This is a genomic window from Herbiconiux sp. UC225_62 (genome assembly GCF_042694625.1).
GTDB lineage: Bacteria > Actinomycetota > Actinomycetes > Actinomycetales > Microbacteriaceae > Herbiconiux.
Window position 1 is genome coordinate 1,104,610 of the sequence record NZ_CP170551.1, and the last position, 20,862, is coordinate 1,125,471.

The following is a 20,862-nucleotide window of genomic DNA, read 5'->3' on the forward strand; positions in this document are numbered from 1 at the left end:
CACCGTTCTGAGCTTCGCGGGACATGTCAGCGCAGTGCCGGTTGCCGGCGGCCGAACTTCGAGAAGAAGGCGGAGATGCGCTGGACTCCCCCGGCGCTGGAGAGGAAGACGGCGATCACGATCACCGCACCCTTGATCACGAGTTGCGGCTCGGAGGAGATGCCGACGAGGTTCATGATGTTGATGATCGTGGCGAGCACGAACACCCCGATCACCGAACTGATCGGGTCGCCCTTGCCGCCCATCAGGGAGGCGCCGCCGACCACGACCGCGGCGATCGCATCCAGCTCGTAGCCGACGCCGATGAGCGAGGATCCCTGCTGCAGCTGAGCCGCGGCGATGAGGCCGGCCAAACCGGCGAGGAGGCCGGAGAGCGTGTAGGTGATCAGTAGGTTGCGGGCCACCGGCAGGCCGGAGAGTCGCGCCGCCTCGGGGTTGCCGCCGATGGCGTAGAGCGAGCGCCCGAAGGTGGTGAACTTGGCCACGAGGGCGGCCACGATCATCACCACGAGGAAGATCAGCACCGGGTTGCGGATGCCGAGCGTCGTGCCGCGCGAGAAGGCGTCGATGAACGAGGTGTTGAGGATCTGGATGAGGCTGGTCGACTGGATGATGTAGCTGAAGCCCTTGATGGCGCTCATCATGGCGAGCGTGGCGATGAAGGGCGGGATGCGCAGCCAGACCACGAGCATGCCGTTGACGAAGCCGGCCACCGCGCAGCTGCCGAGCGTCAGGGCGACGGAGAGTCCGGCATCCATTCCGGTCTGCAGCGTCAGGGCCACGATCACCGTCGACATGGCCATGGTCGATCCCACGGAGAGGTCGATGCCCCCGGTGAGGATGACGAAGAACTGGCCCACGGCGAGCACCGCCACGATCGAGGCGGCAGCGATCACGTTCTCCGCGTTGCGGATGGTGAGGAAGTCCTCCGAGACGTAGTAGCCCACGATCACGATGGCGATGAGCACCAGGATGAGGTAGCTCTTCGGCAGCAACCGGCGCACGAGGGCTCCGACGCGCCCGGGGGGCGACGACTGCGGTGGGGCCGGCGACGGCGACGGCGAGGTCACGGCTTCGGCGAGTGAATGATTGGTCATGTCTCTGTCCATCGGTCTCGTGGTGAATGGGGGTGGATCAGGCGAAGCGGGTCACGAGCGTGTGACCGCTCGGATCGATCTCGTCGTGGTCGAATTCGGCGACGACCCGGCCGCGGGCCAGCACCAGCACGCGGTCGCACATCATCGCCTCGGTGATCTCCGAACTCGAGATGATGACGGTGCCGCCGGCGCGGGCGAACTCGCGCAGCAGTTCGTACATGTCCTCTTTGGCGCCGACGTCGACGCCGCGGGTGGGCTCGTCGCAGATCAGCAGTTGTGAGGAGCGGGCGAGCCAGCGGGCGAGGATGCCCTTCTGCTGGGTTCCCCCGCTGAGCGTCTTCATCGGCTGGTTGACGCTCGACACCTTCATGCCGAGCCGGGCCACCATCTCGGTGGCCACCTTGCGTTCCTTGGCGCCGTTGATGATGCTGAGCCGGCTGAACATCGGCAGGCTGGCGAGGGTGATGTTGCCGGCCACGCCCATGTCGGGCACGAAGCCCTGGGCCTTGCGGTCCTGTGGAAGCAGGCCGATCCCGCGGCGGATGGCGTCGCGGGGGGCCGCGAAGGTCACGTCCTTGCCGCCGAGACGGATGCGTCCCGCGCTCTTGCGCCGCGCCCCGGCCAGGAGACCCGCGAGCTCGGACTGACCGCTGCCGATCAGTCCCGAGATGCCGAGCACCTCGCCGCGACGCAGGTCGAAGGAGACGTCGTCGACGAAGCCCTGCTCGCTGAGGTGCGACACGGACATCAGCACCTCGTCGCTCGGTCCGGCGCCCAGGCGCGGGCTCCGCTCGCCGCGGAGGGCGGCATCGGCGATGGACCCTTCGAGGCTCTTGCCCACCATCGCCGTCACCACATCGGCGGGCTTGGTGTCGGCCGTGGCGAGATCGGCGGTGTTGCGGCCGTCGCGGAGCACGGTCACCGAGTCGCAGAGCGAGTAGAGCTCGTCCATCCGGTGCGAGATGTAGAGCAGGGTGACGCCCTGGTCCGCCAGGGTGCGGAGCACGGTGAAGAGCTTCTCCACGTCGGGCTGGGGAAGCGTGGACGTCGGTTCGTCGAGCAGCAGCACCCGGGCATCCTTGTGCAACGCCTTCGCGAGCTCGACCGCCTGCTGCTCGGCCACGGAGAAGGAGCCGACCGGCCGCCGCACGTCGAGGTCGAAGCCCACGCGGTCGAGGGCCTGACGGGCTTCGACCTGCATCTGCTTCCAGTCGACCACGGCGTGGCCCTTCTTCGGCAGCTGCCCGAGGAAGATGTTCTCCGCCACCGAGAGTGAGGGCACGAGGCTGAGTTCCTGGTAGATGGTGTGGATGCCCGCGTTCTGCGCATCCGTCGGCTCCCGGAAGCGCACGCGCTGACCGCCGAGGTGGATCTCGCCACCGTCGGGGGTCTCGGCACCCGACAGGATCTTCACGAGCGTCGACTTGCCCGCCCCGTTCTGACCGGCCAGGGCGTGGATGCTGCCCCGTTTGACGGAGAAGCTCACCCCTTTGAGGGCCTGCACGCCGAGGTACGACTTCGTGATGCCGGTGAGCCGGAGCTCGTCCGGGGCATCCGGGATCACGCGGACGCGATCGGCCTGGTCGGGTGTGGGGAGGGTCATGATCTCGGCTCGTTCCTGTTCCTGTCGGGTGCCGTCGGATGTCGAGTGGTGTGCCGGTCGGCTACTCGTCGTCCTTCGCCCGCACGTAGGTGTCTTCGGGCACGTAGTAGTCCGCGGCGTTCTCCGGGGTCACGACGGTGGTGTCGATGAAGACCGTCTTGTCGGGGCAGGCCGAGGTGTCGTCGTTGTAGGCGGCGAGGGCCATCTTCACGGCGGTGGCACCCTGGTCCCAGGGCTGGTTCGACGCGGTCGCCTGCAGCGGGCCGGTGGGGTCGTCCATCATCTCCTTCACGGAGACCATGCCGCCGTCGTAGCTGGAGAGGATGATGCCGTCGCCCCAGAGGCCGGCCTGCTGGAGACCCTGCACGACGCCGCCGTTCATGACGTCGCTCATGCTGTAGACGACCTTGAGGTCGGGGTTCGCGGTGGCGACGTCACGGATCGGACCGAGTGCCTTGTCGGGCTTCCACTCGCCGTACTTCGTGTCGAGCTTGTTGATGGTGATGCCGGGGTGGTCCTTCGTGACGGACTCGAAACCCTCCATGAACCCGTTGAAGCGCAGGTCGCTCAGGACGTCGCCGGGGAAGCCGCCGATGCCCACGATCTTGATCTCGCCGCTGTCGCCGAACTTCTCGATGGCCTTGTTCGCGGCCACCTCGCCGGCCAGGGAGCCGGTGTAGCCCTGGTCTTCGGCGACGTAGCAGAACATGTCGGGCACGAGGGATTCGTCGAGGTTCGAGTTGACGGTGACGAGCGGGATGCCCGCCGCCTTGAGCGCGGCGACCGACGGACCGACGCCGATCGGGTCGTTCGCGTTCATCACCACGACGTCGACGCCCTTGGTGATGAGGGTCTGCACGTCGGCGTTCTGACGAACGGTGTCGCCGTTCGCGTCGAGCAACTCGATCTTCGCGCCGATCTTGTCGGCCTCGGCCTGGCCGCCCTCGACGAGGGTCTTCCACCAGTCGCTGCCGCTGATGCCGCGCTGGCTCCAGCCGATGACGAGCCCTTCGCCGCTGGCCTTGTCCTCGGTGCCGGCGTCGCTGCTGGAGGCGCGGCATCCGCTGAGAACGATGGCGACTGTCGCGAGGGTGGCCGCGCCGAGCGCGATCCGGGCCGCGGTGCTCCGGCGGCCCTTCGGGGTGCGGGAGATGATCATGATTCCACTCCTTTGTGAGGCTGATCTGGGTCTGGTGCTGGGTGGTGCTGGTGGTGGCGTCGTGCGGTGTTTCTGTCGTGCGATGGTTCTGTCGTGCGGTGTTATGGGTCGTGCCGGGACCGCGCCGATGCGGTCCCGGTCCCGGCACGGGCTCAGTCGAGCGGCGTGAAGACTCCACGCTCTTCGAGGAGCTTGATGTTGCGGGCGCGGGTCTCGCGCTCGCGAGCGAGCCAGCCCTCCGAGGGCGGCTCGTTCAGGTACTGGTTCTTCGGGTAGATCGGCTTCTCGTAGATCGCCGCATACTGCTCGGTGCGGAGGTCTTTGAAGCCGTTGAAGACGCCGTTCGACTGGCGGTCGCGACGCAGCGCATCCACGTCGATCGTGGTGCTCACGAAGGTGTCGCCGGCGGTGACGCCGGGCGTCTCGACGATGACCTTGCCGCGCTGGTTGACGATCATCGAGCGGCCACCGAAGAGGTCGTTGATGACGCCATCGGGACCGAGCTCGGGGCCGAGGTTCGGGGCCACGACGATCGCATTGTTGAAGAGGGCGTGTGCCTTGTTCTGCACCTCCCACATACCGTGCGAGGTCTGCGGCTCGATCAAGGTGGCACGGATGAGGATCTCCGCACCGTTCATCGCGAGGCCGCGGGCGATCTCGGGGTAGGCGCCCTCGTGGCAGATGACGTAGCCGATGTTGCCGATGTCGGGGGTCTTCGCCACCGGGTAGATGGCGTCCATCACGTTGCCGCCGCCCTTCTTCACGATCCACTCGTCCCAGAGGTCGTGCGGGTTCGTGGTGCCGAGCGTGCCACCCTCGAAGCCGTCGCTGGTGGCCTTCGCCCGGCGGTAGATGACGTCACCGTTCGGGTCGATGATGAAGGCGCAGTTGAAGTAGCGGTCGGGGAAGTCGTCGTCGGCGACGAGGTACAGCTCGCCGGCGATGTAGGTGTTCAGTTCGCGGGCGGCCTTGCCGAGCTCGTCGGTCTCGGGGCCCGGGATGGTGCGGGCGAACTTCTTCTCGGCCTCGCGGTTTCCGGCGGTGAACGCCATGTGCATCCCCTGGATCGCCATCTCCGGGATCACGACGAGCTTGACCGGGTGTCCTTCGGTGGCGGCCACACCCACAGCCGTCTTCATGAAGCCGATGATGCGCTTGGTGTTCTTCAGCGCGTCCTCCGGTTCCACGATCGGGATCTGCAGGGGCGAGAGGGCCACGACGGTGTACGGCTCTGTCACATCAACTCCTTTGTCGGTTGTTCGTGATGGCCATGTTAGCGCACTATCAGAACGCGGACGCAAGTGTTTTTTCGGGGTCCCAGGAGCGTTAGCGGATGACGACGTAGCCAACGACAGTGCACAAATTTGCTATTTAGCCTGATGAAGAGCACTTTACAAAACTCCTGTCGTGGCCGTTGAAACGTCGCTACGCACCCTTCGGATTCGCCACTGTTCTACGCTCGATGACTTTGCGAGTGATCGCTAACATGCCAGGTCGATGGCCGCGTTTCTACAGCAGTCGATCGAGTCGCATCGAGCCGCTACTCTGAAATCTCCCGAGTCCGACGAGAGAGGACTTCGCATGCTGCGAGCGCCATTCCGTTCCGCCTTCCTCGTCGCGACGGGGCTGCTGATCGCCGTGGGTACGACGATCACGCCTCATGCCACGTCCGCTGCCCGAGCAGACCCGGACCTCGTGACGATTCCGGTCGGTTCCGGGGCGGGCATGCCCGCGTTCTCACCCGACGGCAGTCTCGGTTACATCTCCGGGTACGATTCCGGCACGGTGACCGTCTTCGACACGGCGACCGACGCGGTGCGCGCGACCATCCCGGTGCCGGCACATCCTCGAGGCATCGCGTTCTCGCACGACGGTTCGCTGGCGTACGTCGCGAGCGAGAGCGGCCCCAGCGGAAAGCTGACCGAGATCGATGTGGCCCTCAGCCAGGTCAAGAGATCCATCACGCTGAACGCGACCGCCTTCGACGTCGCCATCTCGCCCGACGGCGACACCGCCTGGGTGGCGGGAAGCGACGGCACCCAGATCGTCGACCACCTCAGAGCCACGCCCACGGTTTCGTCCCTGCGCGGCGGCCTCGCCACCTTCGTCCAGTTCTCGGCCGACGGCTCGTCGGTCTATCTCGCCATCAACGACGGCATCGTGCGGTACGACGCCTCCACCCGCAAGGTGACGGCGACGGGAGGCCCAGGAGGCACGTCACGTCTGGTGTTCTCGCCCGACGGCTCACGGGCGCTGTTCACCACGGGGAACGCACGCATCTCGGTGCAGGACCTGACCTTCACCACGATGCTCCAGGAAATCCCCACCGACCACTACGGCACCGTCTCGGTCGATCTCTCACCCTCGGGCTCCGAGATCTACGCGGTCACTCAGAGCGACGATCAGCTCCTGACGCTCGACTACGGGTCAGGCACGATCCTCCGTACCACGACCCTCCCCGCGACCCCGCAGAGTGTCACCACATCGCCGGACGGGTCCAAGCTCTATGTCGTCACGACGACTCCCACCACGCTCCTGGTGGTTCCGGTGAATCGACCCGCGCCAGCAGAACCCGAGGTCGACAGGATCAGTGGAACCGATCGCTACGACGTCGCGGTCAAGGTCTCCCAAGCCGGATTCCCGACCACGGCGCCCGTCGTCTACGTCGCGACCGGCGAGAAGTTCGCCGATGCGCTGAGCGCTGCTCCGGCCGCCGTGAAACAGGGCGGACCCGTGCTGCTGACGCCGACGGCGGCCCTCCCGAAAGCGGTCGAGGACGAGATCCGGCGACTCGAGCCGTCGACGATCGTGACCGTCGGAGGGGTGAACTCCGTGTCACCGGCCGTACGGACGGCGCTCGCGTCGATCGCGCCCGTCGTGCCGATCGAAGGCGCCGACCGATACGCGGTCTCCCGCGCGGTCGCTCGCTACGCGTTCGGCACCGCCGACGGGATCTACGTCGCCGCGGGTGAGAACTTCCCCGACGCCCTGTCGGCCAGTGCGGCTGCGGGTTCGCGCGGATATCCCGTCATCCTGATTCCCGGTCAAGGGGATCCGAACAACCCCGACGCGTTCGACGCCGACACGAAGGCGCTCTTCAACGAACTCGACCCGAGTCGGGCCATCGTCGTCGGAGGGCCGAACACCATCCGGAATCCGGTGATGTTCGCGTTCACGAATGCGATCTGGGGCCCACAGCCGGAGATCACACGACTGTGGGGCAACGATCGTTTCAGCGCGTCGCAGAACATCAACGGCGAGGCGTTCATCTCCGCCTCGTCGCTCTACCTGGCAACGGGATTCACCTTCCCCGATGCGCTCGCCGGCGCGGCCGTCGCGGGTGCGCAGCACGCTCCGCTCTACGTGGTTCCCGGAACATGTGTGCCACAGCGCGTGCTCGACGACATCACCAGTCGCGGAGTGCAGCAGGTGACCTTGCTGGGCGGCACCGCGTCACTGACGCCGGCCGTCGAGTCGTTGACCGCCTGCTGACCTCGACGGCCGAGCGTCGTCAGGCCGAGAGTTCGGCCAGCTTCTGCTCGATGACCGTGGCGGCGTCGTCGATCAGTTCTTCGCTGATGACGACGCTCGGGAGGAAGCGGAGCACGCTGTCCCAGCTGCCCGCGTCCAGCACGATCACGCCGTTCGAGGTGGCGTGCTTGATGACGGCGGTGAGGGCCTCGGGGTTCGGCTTCTTGGTGCCGGGATGCACGAGCTCGACCCCGAACATCGCGCCCTTGCCGCGCACCTCGCCCACCACGGAGTACTTCGACGGCCAGTCGCCGATGCGGGCGAAGAAGGCGCGCTCGACGCGCTGCGCCTCGGCGATCAGGCCGTCGCGCTCGATCAGGTCGAACACGGCGAGTGCCGCCGCGGTGGAGACCGGGTTGCCGCCGAAGGTGCCGCCGATGCCGCCGGGCTGCACCGAATCCATGATCTCGGCGCGGCCCGTGACGGCCGCGAGCGGGAAGCCGCCGGCGATGCCCTTGGCGCTCGTGACGAGGTCGGGCACCACGCCGTGGTGCTCGATGGAGTACCAGGCGCCCGAGCGGGCGATGCCGGCCTGGATCTCGTCGGCCACGAACACGATCCCGTTCTCGGTGCAGAACTCGCTGAGGCGCTTGAAGAACCCAGGCGCGGGGATGACGATGCCGCCGTCGCCCTGGATCGGCTCGACGAAGAGTGCGGCCAGTTCCGTCGCCCCGATGTGCGTGTTGATGTAGTCGATGGTGCGCTCGGCGGCCTCTTCGCCGGTCATGCCGTCGGGGTCGCGGAAGGGGTAGCTGATCGGCACGCTGTAGATGTCGCCCGGCATCGGGCCGATTCCGGCGCGCTCGGGCCAGGGGCGGTAGGTCATGGCCATGGTGAGGTTGGTGCGGCCGTGGAAGGCGTGGTCGAGGGTGGCGATGACGCGGCGGCCGGTGTACTTGCGAGCGATCTTCACCGCGTTCTCGACAGCCTCGGCGCCGGAGTTCACGAGGATCGAGCGCTTCTCGAAGTCACCGGGGGTGATCTCGGCGAGCTTCTCGGCGACCTTGAGGTAGTTCTCGTACGGGGTGACCGTGAAGAGCGTGTGGGTGAGCTTGCCGGCCTGCTCGGCGGCGGCCGCGGCGATCGCCGGATGCGCGTGGCCGATGGTGGTGACGCCGATGCCGCAGCCCAGATCGATGATCTGATTGCCGTCGACGTCGACGAGGATGGCGCCTGATCCGTGGTCCATGTAGATGTCGGCAAGGGTACCGGCACCGCGGGAGACGGTCTTGCGGCGACGCTCGTGCAGCTCGCGCGACTTCGGCCCGGGCAGCTCGGTGACGAGCTTGCGGGCTTGCGGAACGGAGAAGGTGTCGACAGAAGTGGGCATACTCCGAGCCTAACCGCTCGGGTGTTTCACGCCCGTTTCAGCGTGCGTTCAGGGGCGTTCACCGTCGTTCTCCGCTGTTCACCGCCGCCTCGCGGGACAGGTGGCGACGTGGTCGTCGATGACGCCGACTGCCTGGAGGTAGGCGTAGACGATCGTGGAACCGACGAAGGTGAAGCCGCGCTTCTTCAGGTCTTTGCTGAGGCGGTCGGAGAGTTCGGTGGTGGCGGTGAAGCCCGTGGCATCCGCGGGTCGCACCACCGGCCGGCCGTCGACCCAGCTCCACAGGTAGTCGGCGAAGCTGCCGAACTCCTGCTGCACGCGGATGAAGGCGAGCGCGTTCTTGCGCGTGCCGAAGATCTTCAGGCGGTTGCGGATGATGCCCTCGTCACCCATGAGCGCCTCGAGCTCGTCATCCCCCATCGCCGCGACCGCGTCGACATCGAAGTCGTGGAAAGCGCGCGCATAGCCGGCCCGCCGGTTGAGGATGGTCGACCACGAGAGACCCGCCTGTGCCCCTTCGAGCACCAGGAACTCGAACAGGTAGTGGTCGTCGTGGCTCGGCACGCCCCACTCGGCATCGTGGTAGGCGCGCATCGCGGGCGATCCCGTGGCCCAGGGGCACGTGCCGTCGTGCGGATCGGGTGTTCCGAGGTCGGGGAGTCCGCTCATGCGTCGATCCTCTCAGGACCCGGCGACATCCGGGTGGCCGCGGTGCGCCACCGGAACCTCCGACTTCAGCCGTCCAGATGACCGCGGAGCTCGGCGAGCACGGCATCCGAGACGGTGTTCGTTCCACCGAGCACGATGATGCGAGCGGGCTTGAGGCGGTCGAGTTCTGCGGCCACGGCAGATGGGAGCGCTGTCGCCGTCACCAGGAGCACCGGCGCGGATTGAGCGATCGCGGCGGAGGACCCCGAGAGCGCGTCCGGGAACACCGAGCCCGACGCGACATACACGGTCCGCGCCCCGGCAGGGAAAGTGCTCTTCGACACGGCGGCCGAGACCTCGAATCGGTCGGAGCCTCCGATACGGGTGGTCGAGGCGACGGCGGACAAGGCATCGAACACTCCCGCCGAGACGGTGTTGGGGCCGCCGAGTACGACGATGCGGCCGGGCTTCAGGCGCGCGAGCTCCGTCGACACCGCGGCGGGCACCGTATCGCGCGTCACCAGCAGAACCGGGCCGCCGAAACGGCCGGCGGCAGCCGAACCGGAAAGAGCGTCGGGGAAGGTCTCGCCCGAGGCCACGTAGGCGACGGACGGGCTGGTGCGGAACGCCTCGCGTGACACCCTCGCCGAGACGGCGTACCGGTCTGCCCCGTCGTAGCGCACGACGGTTCCGGCCAGCGGACGGAGCACGTCTTCGACGGCCGGGCTGACGCTCGCGACGCCACCGAGCACGACGATCTTCGCGGGCTTCAGGCGTCGGAGTTCGCCGAGGATGACGTCGGGAACCGCGTCCCGCGTGGTGAGCAGCACCGGACCGCGCTGGGCTCCCGCTGCGGCCGATCCGGAGAGCGCGTCGGCGAAGACCGCACCGGAAGCGATGTACGCGACCGGAACGCCGGCGTGGAAGGTGCGCGCCGAGATGGCCGCCGAGACCGCATAGCGGTCAGCACCACCCACGCGGAGCGCGACCGGGTGAACGTCGACCACAACCGTCGCCACGTTCGAGAGACAGGGCGAGTGGAGAGGAACCGCGGTGATGCAGTACTGGAAGGTGTCTTGTCCGACGAACGCGTCTGAGGGTGTGTAGGCGAACCCTCCACCGACGCCGACCGCAGTGAGACTCCCCTCGTGCGGTTCCGTCACGATGGTGATGCCGTCACCAGGGATTGCTCCGACGTCATTCGAGAAGAGACCATCGGCGCCGGATCGGACGAGCAACGCGTCCACGTCGACGTCGTAATGGTCGTCGACGGCAAGCAGGCCGTCGAGTCCGACTCGAATCGTGACGGTCGCCGGGTTCGACAGGCACTCGTCATCCGCCGCGAGGCAGTAGGTGAAGGTGTCGGCGCCGCGGAAGCCGGCGGGTGGTGTGTAGGCGAACCCGCCCCGGGCGCCAGGTGTGAGCCCGCCGTGGGCGGGAGGATCGAACGCGACCGACATCGATGGCAGCACGTCGGTGTCGTTCGCCAGCACGCCCGGGCCCGGCACGGTGAGGGGTGTGTTGACGGGGGTCGAATAGGCGTCGTCGACCGCCTTGACCTTGGTGACGTCGATCGAGACCTCGGCGTCGAGCGAGATGCAGGCGGGCGAGGCCGCACGCTTCACGATGCAGTAGCTGAAGGCATCCGTTCCGGCGAACCCGGCGGCAGGCACGTATCGGAACAATCCGGGCCCGGTGACCGTGACGGTTCCGTGCGACGGCCCCGCCACCACCTTGATCGTCATCGAGACGCTCGTGGCGCCGGTGTCGTTCGCGAAGACACCCGGCGCCGGGGGCTCGAGCGGGGTGTCGGCGATCACCGAGTAGTGGTCGTCAGCGGCGATCGGCGCGGCCGCGAAGGCAGGTTGCGACGCCGCGAGCGCGGAGCCGGTGACGGCGAACGTGGCGACAGCGGCGAGAAGAAGACGGCGGACGGCCACGAGGGGACGAGGAGCAGTCAGGAAGGACTCATGCATGGAGACATCCGATCGATGGGTTCCCGACCCCGGATGAGCTTACCTCATGAATCAGCCGCCGGCGGAGGAACCGAAGCCCGACTTCCCCGAGCCACCGAAACCGCCCTTCAAGGGCGCGCGATCGCCCGCCTTCGCACCGGCCGGTGCCGGCGAGACCACGTCGGACTGCAGCTTCGAACCCGGCGCCGCGAAGCCGCCGCTCGGCACCGGCGCCCATCCGGAGACCCGGGGCGAAGCCCAGCGCGAACCCGCGAAGAGCAACGGGCCGAGCCACAAGCCCGAATAGTGGGCCGACGGATACCGGGAGGAGGGCTCGCAGAGATCCTCCGGTGTATCGACGATGTCTTCGCCCTGCCGTTCGAGCACCCCGATCTGCTCCGTCACATCCGCGATGCAGTCCTCTTTCGAGTCGTACATCGGGCGCTCGGCGTTCTGCGGCACCACGTACTTCTCGCCGTCGGCGCCCTCGAGCACGATGCCCTCTTCGGTCGGCGCACACCCCGAGAGCGCCAGCACGGCGCCCGCGATCGACGCGACGGCGACGCCGCGCTGCACGGCGGCTCGCGAGGGGCGGGCGAGGCCGGCGCGTTGATCGGCGGCGATGCCCGCGAGGGTCAGCCGGGTGGATCGGGCCGATTTCACGACGCCTCCTCGATGTGCTGCGGATCGATGTAGTGCGGCACGAATTCGGCGAGGTCGCCCGTGATCGGCCCGCTGGTCTCGCGCAGGTCGATGCCGGCGGGCGTCTCCCCCACGATCCAGCTGCCGATCACCGCCGTCTTGTCGGGGATCGGCGCGAACCGCGCCTGCTCCTGGTAGACGAAGCCCTCGTCGCCGTACGCCCCCTCGGCGAAGGCGATGACCGCGCCCGACGCGTCGATGAGCCGCACGTTCGCGCCCTCGCGACCGAGCCGCGGCTTCGCGACGTGAGGTCGGCCGGACAGCACATCTGCGGAGGCGAAGGCGGGCAGGAGGTTCGGATGCCCGGGGAACAGCTCCCAGAGCACCACCAGCAGCTGCTTGTTGCTGAGCAGCAGCTTCCAGGCCGGCTCCACCCACTGCGTCGCCCCGCGACTGGCCGGCAGGAAACCGCCGAACTGCTCGGCGAGCATCCATTCCCACGGATACAGCTTGAAGATGCGGCGGATCGGCTCGTCGTCGGCGTCGAGGAAGACGCCGTCGTCGACGCTCCACCGCACGTCCTCCATGAAGATCAGCTTCGGGTCGAAGCCCGCCGCGGAGGCGGTCTCGGCCATGTAGGCCACGGTGTCGAAGTCCTCGACGATGAGCTCGCCGTCGCCCGTGTCGTGCAACGAGGCGAGGTGCAGCCGAGCGCCCGGTGCGAGGCCCCAGCGGGCGGAGCGGACGTGCTCCCACTGCTCGATCAGGAGTTCGTGCAGGCCGTTGAACTGATCGGCCTCGGCCGGCAGGGCGCCGCGCGCGGTCTGCTCCTCGAGCCACTGCCACTGCGCCGCCGCGGTCTCGACGAGCGAGGTGGGCGTGTCGGCATTGAACTCGAGCAGCTTCACGGTGCCGTCGCCGTCGTAGGCCAGGTCGAAGCGGCCGTAGACGGTGGGATCGTCGTCGTCCCACGACGCCCGCACCAGCTCGTGGAACCGCTCCGGGATGCCGAACTCGTCGAAGCGCCCCTGCCGCACCACGAACTCCACGGCCTCCATGCACCGGGCGAAGAGCTCGGCGGTGGCCTGCTCGATGAGCTCGATCTCGGTCAGCGAGAACACGTAGGCCGCCGCCTCGTTCCAGTACGGGCGCCCGCCCTCCGACTCGAGGTCGTAGAAGCTGAACCCCACCTCGTCCAGGCGCGAGCGCCAGTCGGGGCGCGGGGTGATCTCGGTTCGCCGCATGATCTCCGAGCCTAACCCGCGCTCCCGACCAAGGGGGCCGCCCGCTCAGCTCAGGGCGTCGAGCGCCTCGAACTCCTCGGGCGAGAGGTGGATGCGGGCGGCATCCACGTTCTCCTCGAGGTGCGCCACCGAGGAGGTGCCCGGGATCGGCAGCATCACCGGTGAACGGTGGAGCAGCCAGGCGAGCGCGAGCTGCGAGGGGGTCGAGCCGTGTGCCGCAGCGAGCTTCGCCAGGGGCGATCCCTCGCGGGAGAGCGCACCGGTGGCGAGCGGGAACCACGGGATGAAGGCGATCCCCTCGGCCGCGGAGTAGTCGAGCAGCTCGGAGGCGCTGCGGTTCGTGAGGTTGAAGAGGTTCTGCACCGAGACGATCGGGGCCACGGCGCGAGCCGCCACCACGTCGTCGACCGTCACCTCGGAGAGGCCGATGTGGCGCACCTTGCCCTCGCTCTGCAGCGCGGCGAGCTCGCCGATCTGGTCCTCGAGCGGCACCTTCGGGTCGATGCGGTGCAGCTGCAGCAGGTCGATGCGGTCGACGCCGAGGTGGCGGAGGTTGAGTTCGGTCTGCTGGCGGAGGTACTCCGGGCGACCCACGGGCGTCCACTGGTTCGGGCCCTGGCGGGTGAAACCGACCTTCGTGGCGATGGCGACCCCGTCGGCGTACGGGTGCAGGGCCTCGCGGATGAGGGCATCCGTCACGAACGGGCCGTAGGCATCCGCCGTGTCGATGAGGTTCACGCCGAGTTCCACCGCGCGGCGCAACACGGCGATGGCGGCCGAGCGGTCGGCCGGGTCGCCCCAGACGCCGGGGCCGGTGAGCTGCATGGTGCCGAAGCCCAGACGGTTGACGGTGAGATCGCCGCCGATGGCGAAGGTCCCTGAGGTGGAGGCGGGCGTTGCGGTGGCGTTCTCGTTCGAGGTCATGCAGGTATGAACCCGGCGACCGGCCTGTGCATTCCGCTCGGTCGTGCCCACACTGAGAGCATGAAAGTCACCGACACGAGCGACCTGTGGTGGAAGAGCGCGGTCATCTACTGCCTCGACGTCGAGACCTACATGGACTGGAACGGCGACGGCGTGGGCGACTTCGCCGGCCTCGCCAACCGGCTCGACTACCTGGCCGAGCTCGGCGTGACCTGCCTCTGGCTGATGCCGTTCTACCCGACCCCCGATCGCGATGACGGCTACGACATCGTCGACTTCTACGGGGTCGACCCGCGGCTCGGCCACTTCGGCGACCTCGTCGAGGTCATCCGGATCGCCCGGGACCGGGGGATGCGCGTGATCGCCGACCTGGTGATCAATCACACCAGCGACAAACATCCGTGGTTCAAAGCGGCCCGGTCGAGTCGCACGAACCCGTACCGCGACTACTACGTCTGGCGCGACGAACCGCCGGCGCACGACGGGGCGCCCGTCTTCCCCGACCAGGAGACGAGCAACTGGCAGCTCGACGAGAAGACCGGGCAGTACTACCAGCACGTCTTCTACAAGCACCAACCCGACCTCAACATCACGAATCCGCTGGTGCGCGACGAGATCGCGAAGGTGATGGGCTTCTGGCTGCAGCTCGGGCTCTCGGGATTCCGGGTCGACGCCGTGCCGTTCCTCCTCGACGAATCGGGCATCATCGACGGATCGCGGCTGCTGCCCGATCCGCACGCCTACCTGCGGTCGCTGCGCTCCTTCCTCGGCCGGCGCTCGGGTGACGGCGTGCTGCTCGGCGAAGTGAACCTGCCGCGCGACGAGCAGGAGGTGTTCTTCGGCGGGGTCGAGGGCGACGAGCTGACGATGCAGTTCGACTTCATCTCGATGCAGAACATGTACCTCTCGCTCGCGCGCCAGGATGCGGGGCCGCTGATCGCCGCGCTCGAGTCGCGGCCGGTCGGGTCGCCCGACTCGCAATGGGCGAACTTCGTGCGCAATCACGACGAACTGACGCTCGACAAGCTGAGCGACTCCGAGCGCCAGGAGGTCTTCGCGGCTTTCGGGCCGGAAGAGCGGATGCAGGTGTACGGGCGCGGGCTGGTGCGTCGCCTGCCGCCGATGCTCGACGGGGATCCGCGGCGCATCCGCATGGTCTACAGCCTGCTCTTCTCGCTGCCGGGCACGCCGGTGCTGTTCTACGGCGAGGAGATCGGCATGGGCGAGAACCTCGACGCGGAGGGGCGGATGGCGGTGCGCACGGCGATGCAGTGGAACGCGGGCGCGACCGGCGGGTTCTCCGCCGCGCGACCGTCCCGGCTGCGCAACGCCGTCGTGGCGGGCGGGTACGGCCCGGAGCACGTGAACGTGGAGCAGCAGCGGCGCGATCCGTCGTCACTGTATTCGTTCATCCGGATGCTCGTGCAGCACTACCGCAATGCGCCCGAGTTCGGCTGGGGTGCGTTCGAGGTGCTGCCGGTGGAGTCGGCCTCGGTGCTGGCGCATTCGCTCACCTGGGACGACCGGCAGGTCATCGCGCTGCACAACTTCGCGGCGTCGCCGGTGTCGGTGCCGCTCGATCTCGGCCGGGCGCACGCCGGGTGCGAGGTGAGCGAACTGCTGACCGGGGAGTCGTCGCACGCGGATGCCGCGGGACGCACGACGATCCAGCTCGACGGCTACGGGTTCACCTGGCTGCGGGTGATCCCGGAGGGCGAGCGGCTCCAGTACTGAGGGGCGGTGCCGCTCGTCGGACCTGCCGTCGTCTGGCTCGTCCTTGCCTTCGGCGGACCCACGCTGCCACGCTTCTGACACGGCACGACAGCAGGCGTGACGGCGGAACGGCGAGGTGGGCATGGACTTCTACGGGATCATCGAGATCGTCGGCAAGGTGATCGACGCCGCGGGGGTGGCGGCGATCGTGGTGGGGGCGCTGTACGCCTCGCTCAACGCGCTGACCCGGGGGCTGCGGCATCAACGACCCGTGTACACGCAGTTCCGGCGGCTGCTCGGACGGGCCATCCTGCTCGGGTTGGAACTGCTGGTGGCAGCCGACATCATCCGGACCGTCGCCGTCACGCCGACACTCGAGAGTGTCGCGGTGCTGGGGGCGATCGTGCTGATCCGCACCTTCCTCAGCTTCTCGCTCGAGCTCGAGATCACGGGGCGCTGGCCGTGGCAGAAGCCGTCAGCGGTGCCGGCGGGCGCAGACCCGGCGGACGGCGACCCGGCAGCCGGCGCGGTGCAGGGGCGGGACGGGTGAATATCCGGGTGAATCGCGCCCGCTCCGCACCGAGGTGGGCGAGGTCGGCTTAGCGTTGCCGGATGCCCGCTCTGTCCGCTTCTGCGCCCGACCCGGCGCTCGGCGACTACCGGCTGAGGGCGCTCGGCGACGGGGCGGAGTTCCTGGTGGAGCGGCTGACCGAGCGGGGCTGGCAGCCGCAAGCCGAGATCTGGGCCGATGGCGACGGATTCGTCGTGGCCCACTCGGTGATGCCGCCGGATGCGCGCTCGATGGAGCGGCTCGGGCGGTTCGGGACGCCCGAGGAGGCGATGGCGCGGTTCGCGCGATGGGCGCGCACGGGCGAGTAGCGGCGCTACTCGACGGGCTCGAGACGCACGGTTCCGTCGGCCTCGACGCTCCAGCCCGGGTTGTGCGCCACCTCCCAGAGGATGCCGTTCGGGTCGGTCACGTGGGCGTGGTAGCCGCCGAACGCGGCCTGCTGCGGACGTTTGCGGATGCTGCCGCCGGCCGCGAGCATCCGCTCGACCACGGCGTCGACCTCGGCGGGTGAGCCGACGTTGTGGGAGAGGGTGAAGGTGGGCGCTGCTGCGCCGAGGGAACAGTCGACGGTCGGCGCCTCGGTCGGCGCCTCGGCCCCGTCGCGCAGGTCGCCCTCGAACGCGACGGCGTCGTAAAGGCCGAGCACCAACCCGTGCCCCACCTGGAAGAAGAGGATCTCGCCCGGAACGTCGAGCAGCGGCTCCCACCCGAGCCCGTCGCGGTAGAAGCCCCGCGCGGCATCGAGGTCGGCCGTGGCGAGCGTGATGAAGTCGATTCGCTGATCCATGCCCGCCACGCTAAACCCCACCGCCGACGCCCGTCACCCGCCGAGGGCGACCTCGTGCTGCCCGCGACCCCAGCATCCGGCGCGCTCCCAGTCGTAGGGGATGTTGTCGTCGTCGCCGTTCAACGCCCGCCGTGCCGCCTCGCGCTTCTCGACGGGGTAGACAGACTCCCACGGATCCTGCGCCCGAAGGGCGTCAGTCATCAGCCAGTACGGTGTCTGGCCGTACTCCGAGAATCCGGCATCGCTCATGCACTGCCGCGTGATCAACTCCGCGGACCAGGACAGGCGCGCCTCCGCTCGCTGCTCGTCCGTCCAGTCGGCTGGCACGTCGAGCGTGGTCGGGTCGACGAAGTCCGTCTCTTCGAATCGTGGCGAGCGGGGAGCGAAGTCGAGCGCCCCCTGAGCTGGGCGTCCGACCGCCTGGAGTGCTCGGTTGAAGCACACCACCGGGGTATCGAGGAAGTACATGAAGGGCCGTTGGAAGTGCGACTCCCAATCCGCGGGCGGAGCAGGATCGCCGACCGTCGTCCCCGACTCGTCGATGCGCTCGTCCCAGACGGGAGAGAAGCGGTAGTCGACCCCACGGCTGAGCGAACAGGCGCGGGTGGATTGCTCCACAGCGACCCATTCGCGCGCGATGACCTTGTCTGCTTCGGGCCAGGACGCGGGAATGGTGATCGTGATCGGGTCGGGATCAGCGGTGGGCGCCGGCGGCCAGGCCGCATCGGCGGGCGATCCGGTCTGACCGCTCGCCGCGGAAGACGAGTCAGCTTCCCTCTCGACGGGCCGCGCATTCGTTTTGCGATGAACGACGTCCTCCTGGGCCGAGGCGCCGAACCCGCCGACTCCCGCGACCACTCCCCACCCGACGATCAGCGCCCCCAAAGCGGCGGTCGATGCGACGACTCCGACCCAGCGACGACGTTGCTGCACAGGACGACCCTTTCACTGGGCCCAACCCCGAACGCGATTATTGCTCATTCGATCGGATGCAGCAACCCCGAGGGTCAGACTGCCTGGGCGAAGCCGGCCGGGGCGTCGGCTGCGTCGGCGAGCGGGGCGAGCGCGGGCGGGATGTCCCAGCCCTTGCGCCGCATCGACTGCGCCCAGAGGCGGCCGGCGCGGTACGACGAGCGCACGAGGGGACCGGCCAGCACGCCGAGGAACCCGATCTCCTCGGCCTCCTCCTTGATCTCCACGAACTCCTCCGGCCGCACCCACGACGCCACGGGCAGGTGCCGCGGCGACGGCCGCAGATACTGCGTGACGGTGATGATGTCGGTGCCGGCGTCGTGCAGGTCCTGCAGCGCCTGCGAGATCTCCTCGCGGGTCTCCCCCATGCCGAGGATGAGGTTCGACTTCGTGATGAGCCGCGCATCCCGAGCCTGCGTGAGCACGTCGAGCGAGCGCTCGTAGCGGAAGGCGGGGCGGATGCGCTTGAAGATGCGCGGCACCGTCTCCACGTTGTGGGCGAAGACCTCGGGGCGCGAGTCGAACACCACCTGCAACAGGTCGGGGTTGCCCGAGAAGTCGGTGGCGAGGATCTCTACTCCTGTGCCCGGGTTGAGCTCGTGGATCTTCCGCACCGTCTCCGCGTGCAGCCACGCTCCCTCGTCGGGCAGATCGTCGCGTGCGACACCGGTGACCGTCGCGTAGCGCAGGTTCATCGACACCACGGATTCCGCCACCCGTCGCGGCTCGTCGGTGTCGTAGTCGGCCGGCTTGCCGGTGTCGATCTGGCAGAAGTCGCAGCGCCGGGTGCACTGCGACCCGCCGATCAGGAACGTCGCCTCGCGATCCTCCCAGCACTCGAAGATGTTGGGGCAGCCGGCTTCCTGGCACACCGTGTGGAGTTCCTTCTCCTTCACGAGGCCCTGCAGCTCACGGTATTCCGGGCCGAACTTGGCCTTCGTCTTGATCCACGAGGGCTTCCGCTCGATCGGCGTCTCGGCGTTGCGCACCTCGAGGCGCAGGAGCTTCCGGCCCTCGGGGATGTGCGGCGCGCTCACCGGGCGCCCGCCGCGACGACCTCGTGGCCCACGCGCACCAGTTCGCGCATCCGGTCGCCCGGCGATTCGAACTTCGCCATTACCGAATCGACCACGTCGGCCGGATCGACCCGCCGACCGAGGATCTCACTGATTGTGGTGACGCCGGCGTCGCGGATGCCGCACGCCACGATCCGCTCGTAGGGCTCGAGGCTGTTGCTGCAGTTGAGCGCGAAGCCGTGGGTCGTCACCCCGGAGGCGACACGGATGCCGATGGCGCCGAGTTTCGAGGTCGTGCCGTCGACCGTGGTCCAGATGCCGGAGCGCCCCTCGACCCGGTGCGCCACGACGCCGAGCTCGATCACGACGTCGAGCAGCAGGCTCTCCAGCGAGCGCACGTAGGCGACGACGTCGATCGGATCGGGCAGGCGCAGGATCGGGTAGCCGACGAGCTGCCCCGGACCGTGCCAGGTGATCTTGCCTCCGCGATCCACTTCGACCACGGGCGTGCCGTCAACGGGACGCTCGGAGTCCTCCGTGCGCTTGCCCGCGGTGTACACGGCCTCGTGCTCCAGCAGGATCACGGTGTCGGGGGCATCCCCCGCCACCACCTGATCGTGCAGGCGCGCCTGCAACGCGAGACCCTCGGCATAGGGGACCAACCGCCGCCCCACGCCTTCCACGACGAAGTCTGTCATGGGGCAAGCATAGGTTAATTGGACTGAGTCCAACAATAGGCTCGGCGAGCTGGTGGTGAAGAGATCACGATCACCGGTGGAGCACGGGCGGGACAGAATTGGAGCATGAGCGCCGATCGGAGTTTCGACGACCTGCTGGCCGAAGGCGAAGCGGTGCCGACCGCGGGCTGGGACTTCTCGTGGTTCGAGGGGCGCGCGACCGAGGAGCGCCCGTCGTGGGGCTACGCGGGGATCGCGGCCGAACGGATCGCTGCGGCCGACTCGGTGCTCGACATCCAGACGGGCGGCGCCGAGGTCTTCGCCGGTGCGCTCTCCCGAGCCGGTGCCCGGTCGGGCCGCATCCCCGCGACGGTGTGGGCCACCGAGGGCTATCCGCCGAACGTCGCGCTGGCCCGGGAGCGGCTCGAGCTCTTCCGCGGCGAGGTCGTGCAGGTGGCCGAGGATGCACCGCTGCCGTTCGCCGGTGAGCGCTTCCATCTGGCGCTGAGCCGACATCCGCAGTCCACGGACTGGGCCGAGGTGGCACGCGTGCTGCACTCCGGCGGCACCTTCCTCACCCAACAGGTCGCGGCGGGCTCGAACCGCGAGCTCTACGAGTTCTTCCTCGGGCCGCAGCCGGACGACGAGAACACCTCCCGCAGCCTCGAGAACCTCGTGGCGGGCGCCCGAGCCGCCGGACTGCGAGTGGTCGACGCACTCCACGAGTCGACGAAGGTCGAGTTCTTCGACGTGGCAGCGGTGGTCTACTTCCTGCGCAAGGTGCTCTGGACCGTCCCCGACTTCACCGTGGAGCGCTATCGCGACCGGCTCGCCGCCGTGCACACGCGCATCCAGGCCACCGGATCGTTCGTGTCGCACAGTGAGCGCGCGCTGATCGAGGCACGCAGGCCCTGAGCGGGTGGCCGGGTGCGCTCCCGGGGTTTTGCCGAAAGTGAAAGATCAGCGATTCTTCGCGTCACGAATCTCGGAAAG

Annotated in this window: 19 protein-coding genes; 5 read left to right on the forward strand and 14 right to left on the reverse strand. The window is 68.4% G+C overall.

The genetic code is table 11. From position 1 onward, the window contains the following. Nucleotides 1-26 precede the first annotated feature (26 nt). From ACFJGU_RS05370 to ACFJGU_RS05385, 4 genes are all read right to left on the reverse strand, one after another. Complete coding sequence (locus ACFJGU_RS05370; protein ID WP_382308316.1) at nt 27-1,097, reverse strand: ABC transporter permease; 1,071 nt, start codon at nt 1,095-1,097, stop codon at nt 27-29. A 37-nt stretch (nt 1,098-1,134) separates the two neighbouring features. After that, nucleotides 1,135-2,700: a sugar ABC transporter ATP-binding protein gene (locus ACFJGU_RS05375; protein ID WP_382308318.1), complete on the reverse strand. Its 1,566-nt coding sequence runs from the start codon at nt 2,698-2,700 to the stop codon at nt 1,135-1,137. A 61-nt stretch (nt 2,701-2,761) separates the two neighbouring features. Next, entirely contained in the window at nt 2,762-3,859 is a 1,098-nt protein-coding gene (locus ACFJGU_RS05380; protein WP_382308320.1) for a sugar ABC transporter substrate-binding protein, read from the reverse strand. A 152-nt stretch (nt 3,860-4,011) separates the two neighbouring features. Further along, nucleotides 4,012-5,097: a nitrilase-related carbon-nitrogen hydrolase gene (locus ACFJGU_RS05385; protein ID WP_382308322.1), complete on the reverse strand. Its 1,086-nt coding sequence runs from the start codon at nt 5,095-5,097 to the stop codon at nt 4,012-4,014. A 343-nt stretch (nt 5,098-5,440) separates the two neighbouring features. Between ACFJGU_RS05385 and ACFJGU_RS05390 the strand changes: the two genes are divergently transcribed. Further along, the gene (locus ACFJGU_RS05390) at nt 5,441-7,351 is read left to right on the forward strand and encodes a cell wall-binding repeat-containing protein (RefSeq protein ID WP_382308324.1); all 1,911 of its coding nucleotides are present in this window, start codon (nt 5,441-5,443) and stop codon (nt 7,349-7,351) included. A gap of 19 nt (nt 7,352-7,370) precedes the next feature. Here the strand turns inward: ACFJGU_RS05390 and ACFJGU_RS05395 are convergent, their stop codons facing one another. The 6 genes from ACFJGU_RS05395 to ACFJGU_RS05420 form a co-directional block, all read right to left on the reverse strand. After that, nucleotides 7,371-8,720 carry an aminotransferase class III-fold pyridoxal phosphate-dependent enzyme gene (locus ACFJGU_RS05395; protein ID WP_382308326.1) on the reverse strand — a complete coding sequence of 450 codons (1,350 nt, stop codon included), beginning with the start codon at nt 8,718-8,720 and terminating at the stop codon, nt 7,371-7,373. Nucleotides 8,721-8,798: 78 nt separating this feature from the next. Further along, on the reverse strand, nt 8,799-9,389 hold the full coding sequence (locus ACFJGU_RS05400; RefSeq protein ID WP_382308328.1) for a DNA-3-methyladenine glycosylase I: 591 nt from the start codon (nt 9,387-9,389) through the stop codon (nt 8,799-8,801). Between the two features lie 65 nt (nt 9,390-9,454). Next, on the reverse strand, nt 9,455-11,344 hold the full coding sequence (locus tag ACFJGU_RS05405; RefSeq protein WP_382308330.1) for a cell wall-binding repeat-containing protein: 1,890 nt from the start codon (nt 11,342-11,344) through the stop codon (nt 9,455-9,457). A gap of 51 nt (nt 11,345-11,395) precedes the next feature. Then, nucleotides 11,396-11,986 carry a hypothetical protein gene (locus ACFJGU_RS05410; RefSeq protein WP_382308332.1) on the reverse strand — a complete coding sequence of 197 codons (591 nt, stop codon included), beginning with the start codon at nt 11,984-11,986 and terminating at the stop codon, nt 11,396-11,398. Next, a complete protein-coding gene (locus ACFJGU_RS05415; RefSeq protein ID WP_382308334.1) occupies nt 11,983-13,209 on the reverse strand; it encodes a glutathionylspermidine synthase family protein in 1,227 nt (408 codons plus the stop codon). Before ACFJGU_RS05415 ends, ACFJGU_RS05410 begins: the two co-directional genes overlap by 4 nt. Before the next feature lie 45 nt (nt 13,210-13,254). Then, complete coding sequence (locus ACFJGU_RS05420) at nt 13,255-14,133, reverse strand: aldo/keto reductase (RefSeq protein WP_382308335.1); 879 nt, start codon at nt 14,131-14,133, stop codon at nt 13,255-13,257. A gap of 60 nt (nt 14,134-14,193) precedes the next feature. Here ACFJGU_RS05420 and ACFJGU_RS05425 point away from each other — a divergent pair, with 60 nt between their 5' ends. The 3 genes from ACFJGU_RS05425 (at nt 14,194) to ACFJGU_RS05435 (ending at nt 16,725) form a co-directional block, all read left to right on the forward strand. Beyond that, on the forward strand, nt 14,194-15,867 hold the full coding sequence (locus ACFJGU_RS05425; RefSeq protein ID WP_382308337.1) for an alpha-amylase family protein: 1,674 nt from the start codon (nt 14,194-14,196) through the stop codon (nt 15,865-15,867). A 121-nt stretch (nt 15,868-15,988) separates the two neighbouring features. Then, nucleotides 15,989-16,396 carry a DUF1622 domain-containing protein gene (locus ACFJGU_RS05430; protein ID WP_382308339.1) on the forward strand — a complete coding sequence of 136 codons (408 nt, stop codon included), beginning with the start codon at nt 15,989-15,991 and terminating at the stop codon, nt 16,394-16,396. A gap of 62 nt (nt 16,397-16,458) precedes the next feature. Next, on the forward strand, nt 16,459-16,725 hold the full coding sequence (locus tag ACFJGU_RS05435) for a hypothetical protein (RefSeq protein ID WP_382308341.1): 267 nt from the start codon (nt 16,459-16,461) through the stop codon (nt 16,723-16,725). A gap of 5 nt (nt 16,726-16,730) precedes the next feature. On the opposite strand, the gene ACFJGU_RS05440 is transcribed toward ACFJGU_RS05435, so the two are convergent. The 4 genes from ACFJGU_RS05440 to lipB all read right to left on the reverse strand — a co-directional run bounded on the left by ACFJGU_RS05440 (nt 16,731) and on the right by lipB (nt 19,890). Further along, complete coding sequence (locus tag ACFJGU_RS05440) at nt 16,731-17,204, reverse strand: VOC family protein (protein WP_382308343.1); 474 nt, start codon at nt 17,202-17,204, stop codon at nt 16,731-16,733. A gap of 33 nt (nt 17,205-17,237) precedes the next feature. Next, nucleotides 17,238-18,137 carry a hypothetical protein gene (locus ACFJGU_RS05445; RefSeq protein ID WP_382308345.1) on the reverse strand — a complete coding sequence of 300 codons (900 nt, stop codon included), beginning with the start codon at nt 18,135-18,137 and terminating at the stop codon, nt 17,238-17,240. Between the two features lie 74 nt (nt 18,138-18,211). Continuing rightward, complete coding sequence (gene lipA, locus ACFJGU_RS05450; protein ID WP_382308347.1) at nt 18,212-19,213, reverse strand: lipoyl synthase; 1,002 nt, start codon at nt 19,211-19,213, stop codon at nt 18,212-18,214. Next, on the reverse strand, nt 19,210-19,890 hold the full coding sequence (gene lipB, locus ACFJGU_RS05455; protein ID WP_382308349.1) for a lipoyl(octanoyl) transferase LipB: 681 nt from the start codon (nt 19,888-19,890) through the stop codon (nt 19,210-19,212). Before lipB ends, lipA begins: the two co-directional genes overlap by 4 nt. Nucleotides 19,891-19,995: 105 nt before the next feature. On the opposite strand from lipB, the gene ACFJGU_RS05460 reads away from it, so the two are divergent. Continuing rightward, nucleotides 19,996-20,784, forward strand: a complete 789-nt coding sequence (locus tag ACFJGU_RS05460; protein WP_382308351.1) for a class I SAM-dependent methyltransferase — start codon at nt 19,996-19,998, stop codon at nt 20,782-20,784. The last annotated feature ends 78 nt before the right edge of the window (nt 20,785-20,862 follow it).